Raw genomic sequence first — 13,915 nt, forward strand, 5'->3', positions numbered from 1 at the left:
GACGTTTACACGACGGCGGGAGTCGAGGAAAGGCGGCGTCCGGGCGCAAGCAGCCGAGCGGCACTATCCGATCCGTCCGCCCTGCGTGATCACCCGGCTGGACAGGATGTCCGCCGCCTCCAGCGTGGAGAGCACCTCGCCGGTCAGAAGTCCGCCCGCCCCGTCGAGCAGCCGGTTGGCCTGCCGGAGCTTGGCCCGGTCCAGCGCGTTGCGGATCGAGCGGGCGTTGGCGAAATGCGGCTGCGTCCGCCGGGCGGCCACATAGGTCCGGAACGCTTCCCGCGCCGCGTCCGAGAAGCGGTAGTTCTGGCGGTCGAGGATCCGCTCCGCGATCGCGATCAGCTCCTCGTCGGAATAGTCGGGGAAATCGATGTGGTGGGCAATCCGCGAGCGAAAGCCCGGGTTGCTGGCGAAGAACGTGTCCATCCGGGGCCCGTAGCCCGCAAGGATCACCACCAGGTCCTCCCGCTGGTTCTCCATCACCTGGAGCAGGATCTCGATCGCCTCCTGGCCGTAGTCGCGCTCGTTCTCCGGCCGGTGCAGGTAGTAGGCCTCGTCGATGAAGAGAACGCCGCCCATCGCCCGCTTCAGCACCTCCTTGGTCTTCGGTGCGGTGTGGCCGACATACTGGCCGACGAGATCGTCACGCGTCACCGAGACGAGGTGACCCTTCCGGATGTAGCCGAGCTTGTGCATCAAGCTCGCCATCCGGAGCGCCACCGTGGTCTTGCCGGTGCCGGGGTTGCCGGTAAAGCTCATGTGCAGCGTCGGCGTCTCATGCGCGAGGCCGAGTTCCGACCGTGCCCGCTCCACCAGGAGCAGCGCCGCCGTCTCACGGATCCGCCGCTTCACCGGCTTCAGCCCGATCAGGTCGGCGTCGAGCTCGGACAGGATCGCCGCCACGCCCGATTCCTCGAAGGCGCGGCGCAGGTCGACGCCGCCCGGGGCTGGTTGGGCTGGGGGCGGATCCTCGGCGGGCGTCATGGCGTCGTCGTCTCCCGGACGTACCCTCTGGCGGGGTCGTTCCAAATCGAGTGTGCGCTACCCCGCGCCTTTTGTCCGCGCCGGATCCGCGCGGCAGAGCGTCGCCGTCGGCTCGCCCCTTGAACATCGCGCGGACGACACGAAATGAAGGGCAGCGAGTGGTCCGGGCCCCTCTGGCAGCCGAAACGCTGCGATGTCGGACACTCCCCGCCCGAGGCGGACCGTGAGGGACCTTCGTTCCGAGTATGCTCCCTTTCGACCGCGGCGGGCGTCGATCCCGGCGAAAGAGGACCATCGATGCTCAAGGAACTGGCCTATCGTTTCCTGTCGGACAAGCTGCGCGGTGGCCGTGGCTATGGCAGCTCCTACGACAAGAAGATGTGGAAGAAGCGCGCCAAGTACGACGCCTACCGGCGCGACTGGGGTGACCGCGGCTACGGCCCAGGCCCCTATCGCGACGGCTACGGATCGGGCTACGGCGGCTATCAAGACGGCTACCGCCCCCGGTCCAAGGGGCTCAAGGGCATGCTGATGGAAGCCCTGTTCCGCTACTTCTCCCGCCGCCGCTGACAGCGATGCGACAACGAGAGCGCGGGCCGACCGGCCGCCCCGCGATCCGCCCCCCCAACAGGCCGGAGACCCTCGGGAGGATGAAATGGCACAGCGCGTGAAACCGGATACCTACCTGCAGGACCGCGAAAGTGCGGGATGGGACGCCTTCGTTGGGCCGACCCAACTTATGACCGACGATCGCTACCCGCCCATGGTGCTGCCCGCCATGATGACGGCCCACGCGATGGCGCTTGCCGCCGAGATGAACGGCCGCTTCATCCGCGCCATGGCCGGCCTGCCCCCGTCGCGGTGACGGGACAAGCTCCGGAAACGCAAACGGGCGGCCGAAGCCGCCCGTGGGGAGGGAGCTGTCGCCCGGGCTTCAGCCGAACTTCGGGTCCAGGCTGCCGCTCTTGTAGCGCTTGGCCATCTCAGACAGCGGGATCGGCTTGATCTTCGGCGCGTGGCCGGCGGTGCCGAATTCCTCGAAGCGCTGCTTGCAGAGCTTCGTCATCGCCTCCATCGCCGGCTTCAGGTACTTGCGCGGGTCGAACTCGCTGGGGTTCTCCGCGAACACCTTGCGGATCGCGCCGGTCAGCGCCATGCGGTTGTCGGTGTCGATGTTGATCTTCCGCACGCCGTGCTTGATGCCGCGCTGGATCTCTTCCACCGGCACGCCCCAGGTCGGCTTCATCTGCCCGCCGTACTTGTTGATGATCTCCTGCAGATCCTCCGGCACCGACGACGAGCCGTGCATGACGAGGTGCATGTTCGGCAGACGACGGTGGATCTCCTCGATCACGTTCATCGCCAGCACCGCGCCGTCCGGCTTGCGGGTGAACTTGTAGGCGCCGTGGCTGGTGCCCATGGCGACGGCCAGCGCGTCCACCTTGGTGTCCTTGACGAACTGCACCGCCTGCTCCGGATCGGTCAGCAGCTGGTCGTGGCTGAGCACGCCCTCCGCGCCGTGGCCGTCCTCCTTCTCGCCCATGCCGCTCTCCAGCGAGCCGAGCACGCCGATCTCGCCCTCCACCGACACGCCGCCCCAATGGGCCATGTCGACCACGCGGCGGGTGATCCCGGCGTTGTAGTCGTAGTCGGCCGGCGTCTTGCCGTCGTCCTTGAGCGACCCGTCCATCATCACCGAGGTGAAGCCGAACTGGATCGCCGTCACGCAGGTGGCTTCGTTGTTGCCGTGGTCCAGGTGCATGCAGATCGGGATGTCGGGGTACACCTCGACCAGGCCGTCGATCAGCTTGGCCAGCACCACGTCGTTGGCGTAGGCGCGCGCGCCGCGGCTCGCCTGGATGATCACCGGCGACTGCGTCTCGGCCGCGGCGACCATGATCGCCAGCCCCTGCTCCATGTTGTTGATGTTGAACGCCGGCACGCCGTAGCCGTATTCCGCGGCGTGGTCGAGCAGCTGACGTAGGGTGATGCGGGCCATGGATCGTCCTTCTCGAAACGGACCCGCTACGCAAGAACCAGGGTCCGATGGTCGGCAACCGGCGGCGCTCTCACGCACCGCAGCACGAATGGCGAACTACCTACCGGCTTTTTGTTGCGATCAGAATAAGACCTTCAGATCAGTCGGTGTTTGCGCTCGATCAGCCGCATGATCTTCGGTGTCAGGATCAGTTGCATGGCAAGTTCCATCTTGTTGCCGGGCACCACGATGGAGTTGGCCCGCGACATGAAGCTGCCGTGGATCATCGAGAGCAGGTATGGAAAATCGATGCCGCGCGGGTTCTTGAAGCGGATCACCACCATCGATTCGTCCGGTGTCGGAATCCACCGGGCGATGAACGGGTTGGAGGTGTCCACCGTCGGGACGCGCTGGAAGTTGATGTCGGTGTGGGTGAACTGCGGGCAGATGTAGTTCACATAGTCCGGCATCCGCCGGAGGATCGTCTGCGTCACGTCCTCGGTGGAATAGCCGCGGGTCTCCTTGTCCCGGTGGATCTTCTGGATCCATTCCAGGTTGATGACTGGCACCACGCCGACCTTGAGGTCCGCATACTGCGCCGTGTTGATGGTGTCCGTGATGCAGGCTCCGTGCAGGCCTTCATAGAACAGCACGTCGGTTCCGGCTTCGAAGTCCTCCCAGGGCGTGAAGGTGCCCTGCGGCGCGCCGATCTGCTCCTCCTCGTGGAAGTCGTGGATGTAACGCCGGGTGCGGCCATGCCCGGTGGCGGCGTAGGTACGGAAAACCTCTTCCAGCTCGTCCAGGAGATTGCAGTCCGGACCGAAGTGGCTGAACGTCGGATTGCCCCGTGCCAGTTCCTCCGCCGTCCGGATCTTCATCTCCGTCCGGTCGTAGCGATGGAAGGCGTCGCCCTCGATATAGGCCGCCTTGATCCCCTCGCGCCGGAAGATCTGCTCGAACGTGTTGCGGACCGACGTCGTGCCGGCTCCGGACGAGCCGGTGACGGCAATGATCGGGTGGCGCTCAGACATCCCCCTTCAGGCCCCGTTCCTCTGGCGGCTGTGCGACGCCGCGCTCTGTCTTGAATCAGGCCCTGAACAGGCCGCGATAGGCGAACAGCGGCGAATGCGCCCCGAGCGCATCCGGATCCGCCTCGTAGTGCTCGATCCGCAGCACCTCTTGGGCAGCACCGAAGATCAGCCCCGTCCGCTGGTGCAGGTCCGTCGGCACCAGATCGAGCACGCGCGTGGTGCCGGTGGTCGCCCGTCCGCCCGCCTGCTCGATCAGGTAGGCGATCGGATTGGCTTCGTAGACGAGCCTGAGCCGGCCGTTGGCGTAGCCCTTGCGCTGGTCGCCGGGGTAGAGGAACACCCCGCCCCGCTGCAGGATGCGGGTGGTCTCCGCCACCAGCGAAGCCACCCAGCGCATGTTGAAGTCCTTCTCGCGCGGGCCGTCCGCCCCGGCGAGGCAGTCGTCGACATAGCGGCGGATCCCGCGCGACCAGTGCCGGTAGTTCGAGGCGTTCACCGCGAACTCGTTGGTCTCCTCCGGGATGTCGGACAGATCGGTGCGCAGGAAGAAGGTGCCGGAGGCCCGGTCCAGCGTGAACACCTCCACGCCCTCGCCCACCGAAAACACGATGTCCGTGTGCGGGCCGTAGATCACGTATCCGGCGGCGAGCTGCTTGCTGCCCGGCTGCAGGAACGGGTTTCCGTCCTCCACCATCGGCAGCACCGAGAAGATGGTGCCGATCGAAACGTTGGTGTCGATGTTGGACGACCCGTCCAACGGATCGGTCGCAACCGCCACCAGACCGTTCGGGTTGAGGAGTTCAACCTCCTCCGCCTCTTCCGAGCCGACCGCGGCGATCGCCCCGCCCTTCAGGGCATGGATGACCAGCTCGTGCGCCTTGACGTCGAGCGCCTTCTGCGCGTCGCCGCCCAAGTTGGCGCCGACGACATCCGCGTGTCCCTTGTCGTGCGGGCCTTGCGCCACCAGCGCCCCGAGGGCGCGGCCGGCTTCCGCGATGCCTTCCACGGCCCTGGCGACCGCCCGGCGTTGAGGGTCTTCACCCGCCCAGATCTCAAGGTAGGCCCGCAGGCTCCAGTCCACGGCTCGGTCAGCGGCCCGATCCACGACCATGCGTGTTCCCTCCTCGCATCGTGCCCCGAACCGGAGATTGGTCCTTGAAGGCGCTCCTGTCGAGCTATCGATGCGTCGCAGGTGATGATCGACCACGAAGACATGGCCGCGACAAGACGCCAGGGAAAATTTAATGAAACGAGGTTACACTTCAAAAAAGCTGAAAGGGTGACCTGGCCCGAGAAACCGGGCGCCCAGGAGGATCCCCATGCGCCATACCACGCTGAAGCAGCTGCGCTCGCTGGCCGCCGTCATCCGGACCGGCACGGTCACCGCTGCATCCAACGAGATGAACGTGACGCCGCCCGCCATCACCGCCCAGGTGAAGGCGCTCGAGGACCTCGTCGGCATCCCCTTGATCGAACGCGTCGGTGACCGCTTCAAGCCTACCGCCGCCGGCGAAGAGATCGCCACCACCCTCGCCCGTATCGAAGCGCTTCTGTCCGAATGCGGCGACGCGCTCGCCGAGCTGAAGGACGCCGGATCCGGGAAGGTGGCGATCGGCGTCGTCTCCACGGCCAAGTACTTCGCGCCCAAGGCCATCGCGGCCTTTCGCCGGGAGCGCCCGCGCGTCGACATCCGCCTCTTTGTCGGCAACCGCGAGGAGCTGATCCACGCGCTGAAGAACTACGAGATCGACCTCGCCATCATGGGTCGCCCGCCGCGGGAGTTCGAGGTGGAGGCCAAGAGCATCGGCGACCATCCCCAGGTGATCATCGCCGCGCCCGACCACCCGCTGGCCGACCGGGACGACGAGATCGATCCGACGGAACTTGCCAACGAAACCTTCCTCGTCCGCGAGGACGGCTCGGGCACGCGCACCTCCTTCGAGGCCTTCATGGTGGACGTCTTCCACCAGCGCCCGCCCCACGAGATCGAGATGAGCTCCAACGAGACCATCAAGCAGGCCGTCATGGCTGGTCTCGGCATCGCCTTCATCTCCGCCCACACGATCGCGCTCGAGGTGGAGATCGGCCAGTTGAAGATCCTGAAGGTGAAGGGCCTGCCGATCCGCCGGCAGTGGTTCGTCGTCCGCCGCACCGAGAAGCGCCTGCTGCCCGCCGCCACCGCGCTCCGCGACTTCTGGATGAACAAGGGCGGCAGTTTCCTGCCGAAGGTTCCGGGGCTCTGACCACGGCTCCGGCCACCCGCCGGTCCCAGCCACCCGCGCGGTTCACCACCGCTCGGGCAGCTCCACGGGTTCGCCCGACACGAGATCGATCAGCGCCTTCAGGCTCTTGAACTCGTTGCAGCCGTCGCTGAACGCACCGTCGGAGAACGTGAGTTCCACGCGCCGACACTCCATGCGCAGCCGCTCCAGCGTCTCGATCGCCTCCACGAAGCGGCCGGTCTCCACATAGGCCTCGCCCAGATACTCCAGCGCCGCCCGGTTGTGCGGGTTGAGCTGCAGAGAGCGGCCGTAGGCGAACAGCGATGCTTCGTACTTGCGCATCTTTCGGTGGGCGAAGCCGAGCCGGGCCCACGCATTGTCGTGGTGCGGGCGCTTGGAGACCACCTGCGCCATGTGCTTGACGACGCCGGCCCAGTCCTCCTTCTCCCACGCCTCCATCCCGGCGGCGTAGTCCTTGTCGCCGGATGGCGCGCGAGGGCTCATGTCGCCGCTGAAGACGGCGGCGGCGGGCGTCGGCGCGAGCCCCGTGCAGACAGCGGCCGTCAGGCCAGCCACCACCGCCAAGGCACGCCAGGCGGCCCTGCCGTCGCGAAGTTTGACATCACTATGCGGCATGCCTCGTTCCCCTCCTCGCGGGTCACGAACATGTCTACGCGTGGGAACTCCTCCCGGATCACGCAATTTCTACTGGGACTGATCCGGTTTCGCGGCGTATCTGTATAAGAACGGGCGAGCGAAAGCCGTTCACAACGGCACCTTCGTCTAGGCCGGATTGCAGCTCGAGCCGAGAAAAAAACTATAGAAACCTAGATGGACGAGGAAATGACATGACACCTCTCAGTGTCCTACTCTATGTCTGCCTTTTATCGGATCCCAACCAGTGCGAAGAGCGGCGTCTGCCCATCTCCGACGTCGGCAGCATCGGCCAGTGCATGTTCTGGGCCCAGACCGCCATCGCGGAGTGGTCGGGAACTCACCCGAAGTACAAGATCATCCGTTGGAAGTGCGGCTACGCCAAACTCGACGAGGAGCCGATCTGAGTTGCTGCGAACAGTTCGAGCGCGCAACGTCTCCGTTACGCGCTCGTCTTGTCCCCGCCGCCCCTGCCACACGAGCCTTTACATGATCCTGTATTCGTAGCCGGGGATCTCGCCGGTCTCGCTCTCCGCTTCCACAAGCGTGCGGATCGTCTCGCGGAACGGGCTCTTGTGGCACATCGGATCGGTGGCCGAGGCATCGCCGGCGTAGGCCATAGCCTGGCAGCGGCAGCCGCCGAAGTCCGCCTCCTTGCGCTCGCACGAGCGGCAGGGCTCAGGCATCCAGTCCGTCCCGCGGTAGGCGTTGAACGACGAGCTCTCGTTCCAGATCCACGCGAGCGGCTTGTCGCGGACCGTTTCGAACGTCAGGTGCGGGATGGTCGCGGCCGCGTGGCAGGGAAGCACCTTGCCGTTGGGCTCGATGTTGATGCCCACCCGGCCCCATCCGCCCATGCAGGCCTTCGGGTAGATCGAGTGGTGGTCCGGCGGCACGTAGTCGATCACAAGCAGGCCCTTCAGCCGCTCCCGCTCCTCCATCACCACGCGCGTGCATTCGTCGACCATCGCGCGGGTCGGCACCAGCGCGGCGCGGTTCTTCACCGCCCAGCCGTGGATCTGCGTGTTGGCGATCTCGATGCGCCGGGCGCCCAGCGTGACGGCAAGCGCGATCGTCTCCCGCGTCTTGTGCAGGTTGCGCCGGTGCATCACCGCGTTGACCGTCAGCGGCAGGCCTTCCGCCTTGATCCACGCCGCGACCTTCATCTTGTGCTCGAACCCGCCCCGGTAGCCGCCGATCAGGTCGGCCATCTCGGAATCCGTGCCCTGAAGCGAGAGCTGGACGTGATCGAGCCCGCGCGCGGACAGATCCTTCACGCGCGCCTCGGTGAGGCCCACTCCCGACGTGATCAGGTTGGTGTAGAGCCCCGCCTCGCGGGCGATGCTGACCAGCTCCTCCAGGTCGCGCCGCGCCGCCGGCTCGCCGCCCGAGAAGTGGACATGCAGCACGCCCATGGCCGCCGCCTGCTTCAGGACGCTCGCCCACTCCTCGGTGGAGAGCTCCTCGTTGCGCTTCACCAGCTCCAACGGGTTGGAGCAATAGGGGCACTTCAGCGGACAGCGATGGGTCAGCTCGGCGAGCATGGCCATCGGCGGCGGTACACGCCGTGCGGCCTTCTGCACCTCTTCGGCAACGACGGGCGCGTTCATGGGCTCACCTCCAGCATCCGCTTGTCCATCAGGTCGACCAGCAGCCGCCGGACGTCACCGGCGATCTGGTCGCGCGGCGCGGCATACTTGGCCGCGAGGAGATCGACGATCTCGCCGAACGTCCGCGCGCCGTTCGTTTCCGCCAGGATGGCCGCGGCGATCGGGTCCATCCGCACGGCCCGCTCCGGCGCCAGCAGCATGTGCGTGTTGCGCGCCTCGTCGAAGCGAACGCGCACACCCCGCGGAAGCCGCGGGGTGGCCGTTTCGGGCAGTCTGTCTTCCGGCGTGCCGGTCATGGATCGCCCTCTCCCGGTCCCCTGCGATAAGCGGGGACGCTCGTTGTCCGTTCAGGCCGCCGCGCTGAGATCGCGCATCCCCTCGCCCGGCCGCCACGCGCCCGGCGCCGGCATGCCCTCGACATAGGCCAGCCAAAGCGCGTCGAGCTGCGCCCAGAGCACTTCCGTCTTGAACGTCAAAGCGCCGAGCGCCGCCTGCTGCTGTTCTACGGTCCGCGCGTTGCGGCGGACGTAATCCAGCGCGAATTGCGCGTCGCGCGGCGCCTGGTCGAGCCGCCGCTTGAAGTAGGCGACGACCTTGTCGTTGATGAAGTCGTAGTGGGTCAGCATTCCCGAGATCCGCTCCTCGTGGAGCTTCGGGGCGAACAGCTCGGTCAGCGACGAGGCCACCGCTTCCAGCAGTGTCTTGTCTCGCACGAAATGGAGGTACGCCTCGGTGGCGAAGCGCGTCGCCGGCAGCGCGCCGCGCCGTGCTGTCACGTAGTCGCGGTCGAAGCCCAGGCCGTCGGTCAGGACGAGCCAGCGCATGATGCCGCCTTCCTCCCCTTCCAGGCCGTCGTGGTCGGTGATGCGGTGCAGCCATTCCCGGCGCAGGTCACGATCCTCGCAGCGGGCCATCAGCGCGGCGTCCTTCTGCGGGATGATCGCCTGGTAGCAGTAGCGGTTCAGCGCCCACGCCTGCACCTGCTCCTTGGTGCACTGGCCGCCGTGCAGCTTTTTGTGGAAGGGGTGGAGGCTGTGATAGCGCTCCGCGCCGATCTGGCGGAGGGCGGCTTCCAGTTCGTCCGGGGTCATCAGCTTGGTCATGGATCGATTTCCATCCCGTCGTAACCGACTTCCCACCCCGCCTCCTCCACCGCCCGTCGCTCGGGCGATCCCTCCCGGAGGGCCGGGTTGGTGTTGTTGATGTGGACGAAGACCCGGCGCTTGACCGGGATCTCCGCGAAGGCCGCGATGGACCCGTCCGGTCCGCTCATAGCCATGTGCCCCATGCGCTGGCCGGTCTTGCCGCCGACTCCCTGCGCGATCATCTCGTCGTCCGTGTAGACCGTCCCGTCGAAGAGCACCGCATCGGCGCCGGCAAGCCGCTGGGCCAGCCGGTCCGTCATGCGGGCACAGCCCGGCACGTAGTAGACCCGGCCGCCGGTTGCGGCCTGCAGTTCCACGCCCACCGTCTGCTCGCCCTCCAGGTCGGTCGCCACCGTCTCCCCTTCGAGATAGAGCGGCACCTTGCCCGGCACGGGAAACAGCGTCGCCGTGACACCGGCGACCAGCTCGAACGGCGTCTCCAGCCGGATCGGCTCGAAACGCACAAGGGACCGGTCGAGCGCGCCGAAGATCGGATTGTCGTCGATCACGCGCAGGATCTCGGCAGTCCCCGCGACGCGGAACGCCTGCTTCTCGCGAAGCCCCAGCAACCCGGTCACGTGGTCGATGTCGCCGTTCGTCACGAGCACCGTGTCGATCGGGGTATCCCGCCCGCCGACGACCTCGCGGTCGCGCGGATGGAGCTGTGGCGTCCGGATAAGCTGGATGGTGATCTCGGGCGAAGCGTTGAGGATCGCCCAGCGGTCACCGTCGCTGCTGACCGCGATCGACGATTGCGTCCGCGGCTTGAGGCTCGGATCCCCGCGTCTTGCGTCCGCGCAGTTCCGGCAGTTGCAGTTCCACTGGGGGAACCCGCCGCCCGCCGCCGCGCCCAGGACGAGAACGCGAAGCCGGCCAGCGGCTTCGCGCCCTTCACGCATCATGGGTCTCCGAAGAGGCGCGATGCGTCACGGAAATCAGACTTCCGGCGGGAAGTACATGTTGATTTCCATGCCGACGCAGAGCTCTTCGATCTTGGGGCAAGTCCAGGCCATAGTTTCCTCCATCAGATTGGCTGACCAGGGAAACTTTCCCGATATCGCACTGCAACAGCAAATTAAATCGTTGTAATGGAGCGGCTGGGTTTCCCACTCCTTACCGTGAAATCCCGTAGATGCCGGGAATTCGGCCTATTCATGCATTTCCAAGTATATGTTCAGCATGGCCCATGCGTCATCCTGACCCGGCAGGACGTAGGCCACGTCCACCGCCGGACGGTGCACCGAGATCCCGAATCCGCCCAGCCTTCGCGCCGCAGCAAAAGCCGGCTCGTCCGGAACGTCGTCGCCGACGTGGACGGGAACGCGCCCGGCGAACGGTTCGCTCTGGAGGAAGGCGGTCAGCGCGTGCCCCTTGTTGGTGTCCTTCGGCACGATGTCGATCGCCACGCGCCCGAGCACGACGGCGAACGCGCCGTCGATCCGAGCCCGCACGGCGTGGAACAGATCGGCGACAAACCGGTCGCCTTCACTGTAGACCAGCGTCAGTCCGCCGGGCTTCCACTCGATCTCGACCGTCGGGAATCCGGCCTGCGTCTCCTCCACGACCTTTTCGAACAGCCGCCGTTCGTCCGCCGTCAGCACCGGCATGATCCGCCGTCCGTCCGCGAAGCGCCGGTCGGCGCCCTGCAGCCCGGCGACAGGCAGTTGCAGCGGCGCGAACAGCGCATCCACGGCCTCGATCGTGCGGCCGGTCAGGATCGCGACGGCGCCGCCTGTCAGATCCTGGACGGCCTTCAACTGCCCGATCTGGTCGGGGGTGAGTCCCGCCTCCCGGTCGTCGTGCGTTGCGCCGATCAGCGTGCCGTCGACGTCGAGGAAAAGCGCCAGCCGGTCCGGCGGCGGCAGGGCGGACGCAATGCTGCGGGGGTCGTACAAGGATGCGGCCTTTCGGGGGACGTTTCGCCGGTCGTTGCGCCGGCGTTTGGGGAAACGCCGCACATTTAGCGTCTCCCGGATCCCCCGTCATCCCGCCACAAGCTGCAAAACCGATTGCGCCCAAAGGCCGTTCAGGCCGCGCCCTGTCCGGATCGCTCCGCGATCCACTTGCCGACGTGCGCCAGCGACTGGTTGATGACCTGATCCATGTCCAGGTACTGGTAGGTTCCGCAGCGGCCGATGAAGCTGATCGTGGCGAGGTCCTTCGCGCGCTCCTTGTAGAGGTCGTAGCGCGCCTGGAACCGCCCGTCGGCGGTCTTCACCGGATAGTAGCGCTCGAACCCGTTGTCCTTGTAGTCGCACGGCTCCTCGGCCGTGTAGGTGTATCGCCCCGTCCGCTCCACCAGATGGTGCGGGATGATGTGCCAGGCCGTTTCGCGTGTCAGCGGGCCGTCGTCGGTGAAGTTGGTCACCGACCAGCCTTGCTCCGGCGCCTCGGTCGCGGTCCGGTGGTGGAAGCGGATCGACCGGTAGGGCAGCTCGCCGTCGACATAGTCGAAGTACTCGTCGATCGGCATCGACGTGAAGCAGTGCCCGTAATCCCGCTCCATGCCTTTCTCGTAGCCGACACCGAGGTCCACCGTGATGGCTTCGTGCGACAGGATCTGGTCGAACAGCGCGGTATAGCCGTCCACCGGCATCATCTGCGTCTGGGTCCGCTCGAAGTAGGTGTCCGTATCGTCGTAGTTGATGGGGATGCGCTGGACGACGGAGGCGGCCATGTCCTCCAGCTCCATCAGCCACATCTTGCGGGTATAGGGCCGGAAGAAGAGGTCGGTCAGCGCCGTTCCGATCCGCGAGTAGAGATACTCGGCCGCGTTCGCCGGATGCGCGATCGGCACGGCGACCGACGCCAGGAACGCCTTTACCTCAGCTTCGGTCTGCAGGTCCGTCCCGTGCACGATGTTGACCGTCGTCCGGTTGATCGGCAGCGGCGCGGTGGCCCCGTCCGGCAGCCGAACGCGCACCTTGTGCTGGTAGGGCGTGAACCGGCCGAAGCGCTTCAGCCAGGCGATCACCGCCTCGTTCTTCGTGTGGAAGAGATGCGGCCCGTAGACGTGTACGCGGATGCCGTTCTCGTCCACCCGGTCGTAGGCGTTGCCGCCGATGTGCGGGCGCCGGTCGATCACGTGCACGCGGTAGCCGTTCTCGGCCAGTGTGCGTGCATGCACGGCGCCGGCGAACCCGGCTCCCACGACGAGGATGCGGCGGTTGGTCGGTGTCATCGCGGCGCGGGTCCCATCCTCTAGGGTTCGATCAGCTCGAATGCCCGCGGGCGCCGAACAGTTCCTGGACCTGCAGGCTGAACACCTGCTGCTCCAGGCCGATGCGGCGTCGATAGCGGTCGAAGGCCCGGCTGTGCCGGTCGAACCTGTCGTAGATGTCCTGCACCAGCGCCTGGAAAACGCCGAGATCGAACCGGTCCGTGTCGAACTTGTAGCGGCTTTCGATCGGCACGTCCTCGAAATAGGCGGCCGACCCGCGCCGGTTGGTGATCACGCAGCAGCCGAGCGACGCCGCCTCCCGCGGCATCCGGTCCATCCCCGGATGGGTGCCGAAGTCGACGAAGATCTTCGAGGTGGCCATGGCCTCGTGCACCTCGCCGGGCGTCATGTCGGCGAGCAGGGTGAAGGTGAACTGCGGGCAGCGTTCGATCACCGCCTGCAGCAGCGCAGCGCCCTTCCTGTTGTAGAGGATGCGGTTCTCCCGATCCCCAGCCGGGTTGGGATTGACGATCGTGCGGGTGAAGTCCTGGATGAGGTAGCGCTCCGCCACCCCGGCGCGCTCCAGCCAGCGCGAGGCGTACTCCGACTGGCAGATGTTGAGCACGCCGCGCGAGCGCAGGAAATCCAGCCCGCCGAGCCGTTCGATCGCCGGCACGCCCTGGTCGAGGCTCAGCCACCAGTAGACGAGCCCCGCCTGTCCGAAGCCGCCGAGGTAGTGCGGCCAGATCTCCGGCGCGACGATCACGGAGCGCGACGCGTCGACGATCGCCACGGTGTAGGGCACCTTGTAGCCCCGGTAGTAGTCGTGCACCGGATCCTCGATATCCGGGAAGATCACCACGGTCTCGCCGTTCGCCGCCTGCGCCGTCCGCACGTCCTCGATGCGCCCCGTGGCGTAGACCATGAACACCCGGTGGCCGAGCGCCATCAGCGCCGCCCCGAGCTGGTGCAGCGCCTCCGGGCCGCCCGTCATCACGCGCGGCGGACAGATCAGGTAGAAGGTTTGGGCCTGGTCCTCAACGGGAGACATGTCTGCTCCGGACCCGTCCGCACAGCGGCGTGCGGAATCAGGCCGCTCGACGTTAGCGGATTCGCCCTGCCCCCACACGC

Annotated in this window: 17 protein-coding genes; 4 read left to right on the forward strand and 13 right to left on the reverse strand. The window is 66.6% G+C overall.

From position 1 onward, the window contains the following. Positions 1-63: 63 nt before the first annotated feature. On the reverse strand, positions 64-984 hold the full coding sequence (gene cbbX / locus HZ321_RS11155) for a CbbX protein (RefSeq protein ID WP_181702413.1): 921 nt from the start codon (positions 982-984) through the stop codon (positions 64-66). 297 nt (positions 985-1,281) lie between these two features. On the opposite strand from cbbX, the gene HZ321_RS11160 reads away from it, so the two are divergent. Further along, positions 1,282-1,554 carry a hypothetical protein gene (locus HZ321_RS11160; RefSeq protein WP_181702414.1) on the forward strand — a complete coding sequence of 91 codons (273 nt, stop codon included), beginning with the start codon at positions 1,282-1,284 and terminating at the stop codon, positions 1,552-1,554. Positions 1,555-1,639: 85 nt separating this feature from the next. Next, a complete protein-coding gene (locus HZ321_RS11165; protein WP_181702415.1) occupies positions 1,640-1,849 on the forward strand; it encodes a hypothetical protein in 210 nt (69 codons plus the stop codon). A 69-nt stretch (positions 1,850-1,918) separates the two neighbouring features. Here HZ321_RS11165 and fba read toward each other — a convergent pair whose 3' ends face one another. From fba to HZ321_RS11180, 3 genes are all read right to left on the reverse strand, one after another. Then, positions 1,919-2,983 carry a class II fructose-bisphosphate aldolase gene (gene fba, locus HZ321_RS11170; protein WP_181702416.1) on the reverse strand — a complete coding sequence of 355 codons (1,065 nt, stop codon included), beginning with the start codon at positions 2,981-2,983 and terminating at the stop codon, positions 1,919-1,921. Between the two features lie 134 nt (positions 2,984-3,117). After that, a complete protein-coding gene (locus HZ321_RS11175; RefSeq protein WP_181702417.1) occupies positions 3,118-3,993 on the reverse strand; it encodes a phosphoribulokinase in 876 nt (291 codons plus the stop codon). A gap of 55 nt (positions 3,994-4,048) precedes the next feature. Next, positions 4,049-5,104, reverse strand: coding sequence for a class 1 fructose-bisphosphatase (locus HZ321_RS11180; protein WP_181702418.1), 1,056 nt, complete (start codon positions 5,102-5,104; stop codon positions 4,049-4,051). Between the two features lie 208 nt (positions 5,105-5,312). Between HZ321_RS11180 and HZ321_RS11185 the strand changes: the two genes are divergently transcribed. After that, entirely contained in the window at positions 5,313-6,236 is a 924-nt protein-coding gene (locus HZ321_RS11185; RefSeq protein WP_181702419.1) for a LysR family transcriptional regulator, read from the forward strand. A gap of 42 nt (positions 6,237-6,278) precedes the next feature. Here the strand turns inward: HZ321_RS11185 and HZ321_RS11190 are convergent, their stop codons facing one another. Continuing rightward, positions 6,279-6,851, reverse strand: coding sequence for a tetratricopeptide repeat protein (locus tag HZ321_RS11190; RefSeq protein ID WP_181702420.1), 573 nt, complete (start codon positions 6,849-6,851; stop codon positions 6,279-6,281). 212 nt (positions 6,852-7,063) lie between these two features. Here HZ321_RS11190 and HZ321_RS11195 point away from each other — a divergent pair, with 212 nt between their 5' ends. Continuing rightward, positions 7,064-7,276, forward strand: coding sequence for a hypothetical protein (locus tag HZ321_RS11195; protein ID WP_181702421.1), 213 nt, complete (start codon positions 7,064-7,066; stop codon positions 7,274-7,276). A gap of 78 nt (positions 7,277-7,354) precedes the next feature. Here HZ321_RS11195 and pqqE read toward each other — a convergent pair whose 3' ends face one another. The 8 genes from pqqE to HZ321_RS11235 form a co-directional block, all read right to left on the reverse strand. Continuing rightward, positions 7,355-8,479, reverse strand: coding sequence for a pyrroloquinoline quinone biosynthesis protein PqqE (pqqE, locus tag HZ321_RS11200; protein ID WP_181702422.1), 1,125 nt, complete (start codon positions 8,477-8,479; stop codon positions 7,355-7,357). After that, the gene (pqqD, locus tag HZ321_RS11205) at positions 8,476-8,775 is read right to left on the reverse strand and encodes a pyrroloquinoline quinone biosynthesis peptide chaperone PqqD (protein WP_181702423.1); all 300 of its coding nucleotides are present in this window, start codon (positions 8,773-8,775) and stop codon (positions 8,476-8,478) included. Before pqqD ends, pqqE begins: the two co-directional genes overlap by 4 nt. Before the next feature lie 51 nt (positions 8,776-8,826). Next, on the reverse strand, positions 8,827-9,582 hold the full coding sequence (gene pqqC, locus HZ321_RS11210) for a pyrroloquinoline-quinone synthase PqqC (protein WP_181702424.1): 756 nt from the start codon (positions 9,580-9,582) through the stop codon (positions 8,827-8,829). After that, positions 9,579-10,523, reverse strand: a complete 945-nt coding sequence (gene pqqB / locus HZ321_RS11215; protein ID WP_181702425.1) for a pyrroloquinoline quinone biosynthesis protein PqqB — start codon at positions 10,521-10,523, stop codon at positions 9,579-9,581. The genes pqqC and pqqB overlap by 4 nt, the downstream gene beginning before the upstream one ends. Before the next feature lie 36 nt (positions 10,524-10,559). Beyond that, a complete protein-coding gene (gene pqqA / locus HZ321_RS11220) occupies positions 10,560-10,649 on the reverse strand; it encodes a pyrroloquinoline quinone precursor peptide PqqA (RefSeq protein ID WP_342343836.1) in 90 nt (29 codons plus the stop codon). A gap of 123 nt (positions 10,650-10,772) precedes the next feature. Further along, complete coding sequence (gene otsB / locus HZ321_RS11225; protein ID WP_181702426.1) at positions 10,773-11,519, reverse strand: trehalose-phosphatase; 747 nt, start codon at positions 11,517-11,519, stop codon at positions 10,773-10,775. Between the two features lie 131 nt (positions 11,520-11,650). Then, entirely contained in the window at positions 11,651-12,805 is a 1,155-nt protein-coding gene (locus HZ321_RS11230) for a UDP-galactopyranose mutase (protein ID WP_244635801.1), read from the reverse strand. 31 nt (positions 12,806-12,836) lie between these two features. Further along, positions 12,837-13,835 (reverse strand): glycosyltransferase family protein, encoded by a 999-nt coding sequence (locus HZ321_RS11235; RefSeq protein ID WP_181702427.1) that lies wholly within the window; start codon positions 13,833-13,835, stop codon positions 12,837-12,839. Positions 13,836-13,915: the final 80 nt, after the last annotated feature.

Source organism: Chthonobacter albigriseus, from assembly GCF_013839445.1.
Taxonomy (GTDB): domain Bacteria; phylum Pseudomonadota; class Alphaproteobacteria; order Rhizobiales; family Pleomorphomonadaceae; genus Chthonobacter; species Chthonobacter albigriseus.

Bases quoted from the DNA above. Each gene is read 5' to 3' on its own strand.
- cbbX (WP_181702413.1), bottom strand. From the start codon at position 984: ATGACGCCCGCCGAGGATCCGCCCCCAGCCCAACCAGCCCCGGGCGGC.
- HZ321_RS11160 (WP_181702414.1), top strand. From the start codon at position 1,282: ATGCTCAAGGAACTGGCCTATCGTTTCCTGTCGGACAAGCTGCGCGGT.
- HZ321_RS11165 (WP_181702415.1), top strand. From the start codon at position 1,640: ATGGCACAGCGCGTGAAACCGGATACCTACCTGCAGGACCGCGAAAGT.
- fba (WP_181702416.1), bottom strand. From the start codon at position 2,983: ATGGCCCGCATCACCCTACGTCAGCTGCTCGACCACGCCGCGGAATAC.
- HZ321_RS11175 (WP_181702417.1), bottom strand. From the start codon at position 3,993: ATGTCTGAGCGCCACCCGATCATTGCCGTCACCGGCTCGTCCGGAGCC.
- HZ321_RS11180 (WP_181702418.1), bottom strand. From the start codon at position 5,104: ATGGTCGTGGATCGGGCCGCTGACCGAGCCGTGGACTGGAGCCTGCGG.
- HZ321_RS11185 (WP_181702419.1), top strand. From the start codon at position 5,313: ATGCGCCATACCACGCTGAAGCAGCTGCGCTCGCTGGCCGCCGTCATC.
- HZ321_RS11190 (WP_181702420.1), bottom strand. From the start codon at position 6,851: ATGCCGCATAGTGATGTCAAACTTCGCGACGGCAGGGCCGCCTGGCGT.
- HZ321_RS11195 (WP_181702421.1), top strand. From the start codon at position 7,064: ATGACACCTCTCAGTGTCCTACTCTATGTCTGCCTTTTATCGGATCCC.
- pqqE (WP_181702422.1), bottom strand. From the start codon at position 8,479: ATGAACGCGCCCGTCGTTGCCGAAGAGGTGCAGAAGGCCGCACGGCGT.
- pqqD (WP_181702423.1), bottom strand. From the start codon at position 8,775: ATGACCGGCACGCCGGAAGACAGACTGCCCGAAACGGCCACCCCGCGG.
- pqqC (WP_181702424.1), bottom strand. From the start codon at position 9,582: ATGACCAAGCTGATGACCCCGGACGAACTGGAAGCCGCCCTCCGCCAG.
- pqqB (WP_181702425.1), bottom strand. From the start codon at position 10,523: ATGCGTGAAGGGCGCGAAGCCGCTGGCCGGCTTCGCGTTCTCGTCCTG.
- pqqA (WP_342343836.1), bottom strand. From the start codon at position 10,649: ATGGAGGAAACTATGGCCTGGACTTGCCCCAAGATCGAAGAGCTCTGC.
- HZ321_RS11230 (WP_244635801.1), bottom strand. From the start codon at position 12,805: ATGACACCGACCAACCGCCGCATCCTCGTCGTGGGAGCCGGGTTCGCC.
- HZ321_RS11235 (WP_181702427.1), bottom strand. From the start codon at position 13,835: ATGTCTCCCGTTGAGGACCAGGCCCAAACCTTCTACCTGATCTGTCCG.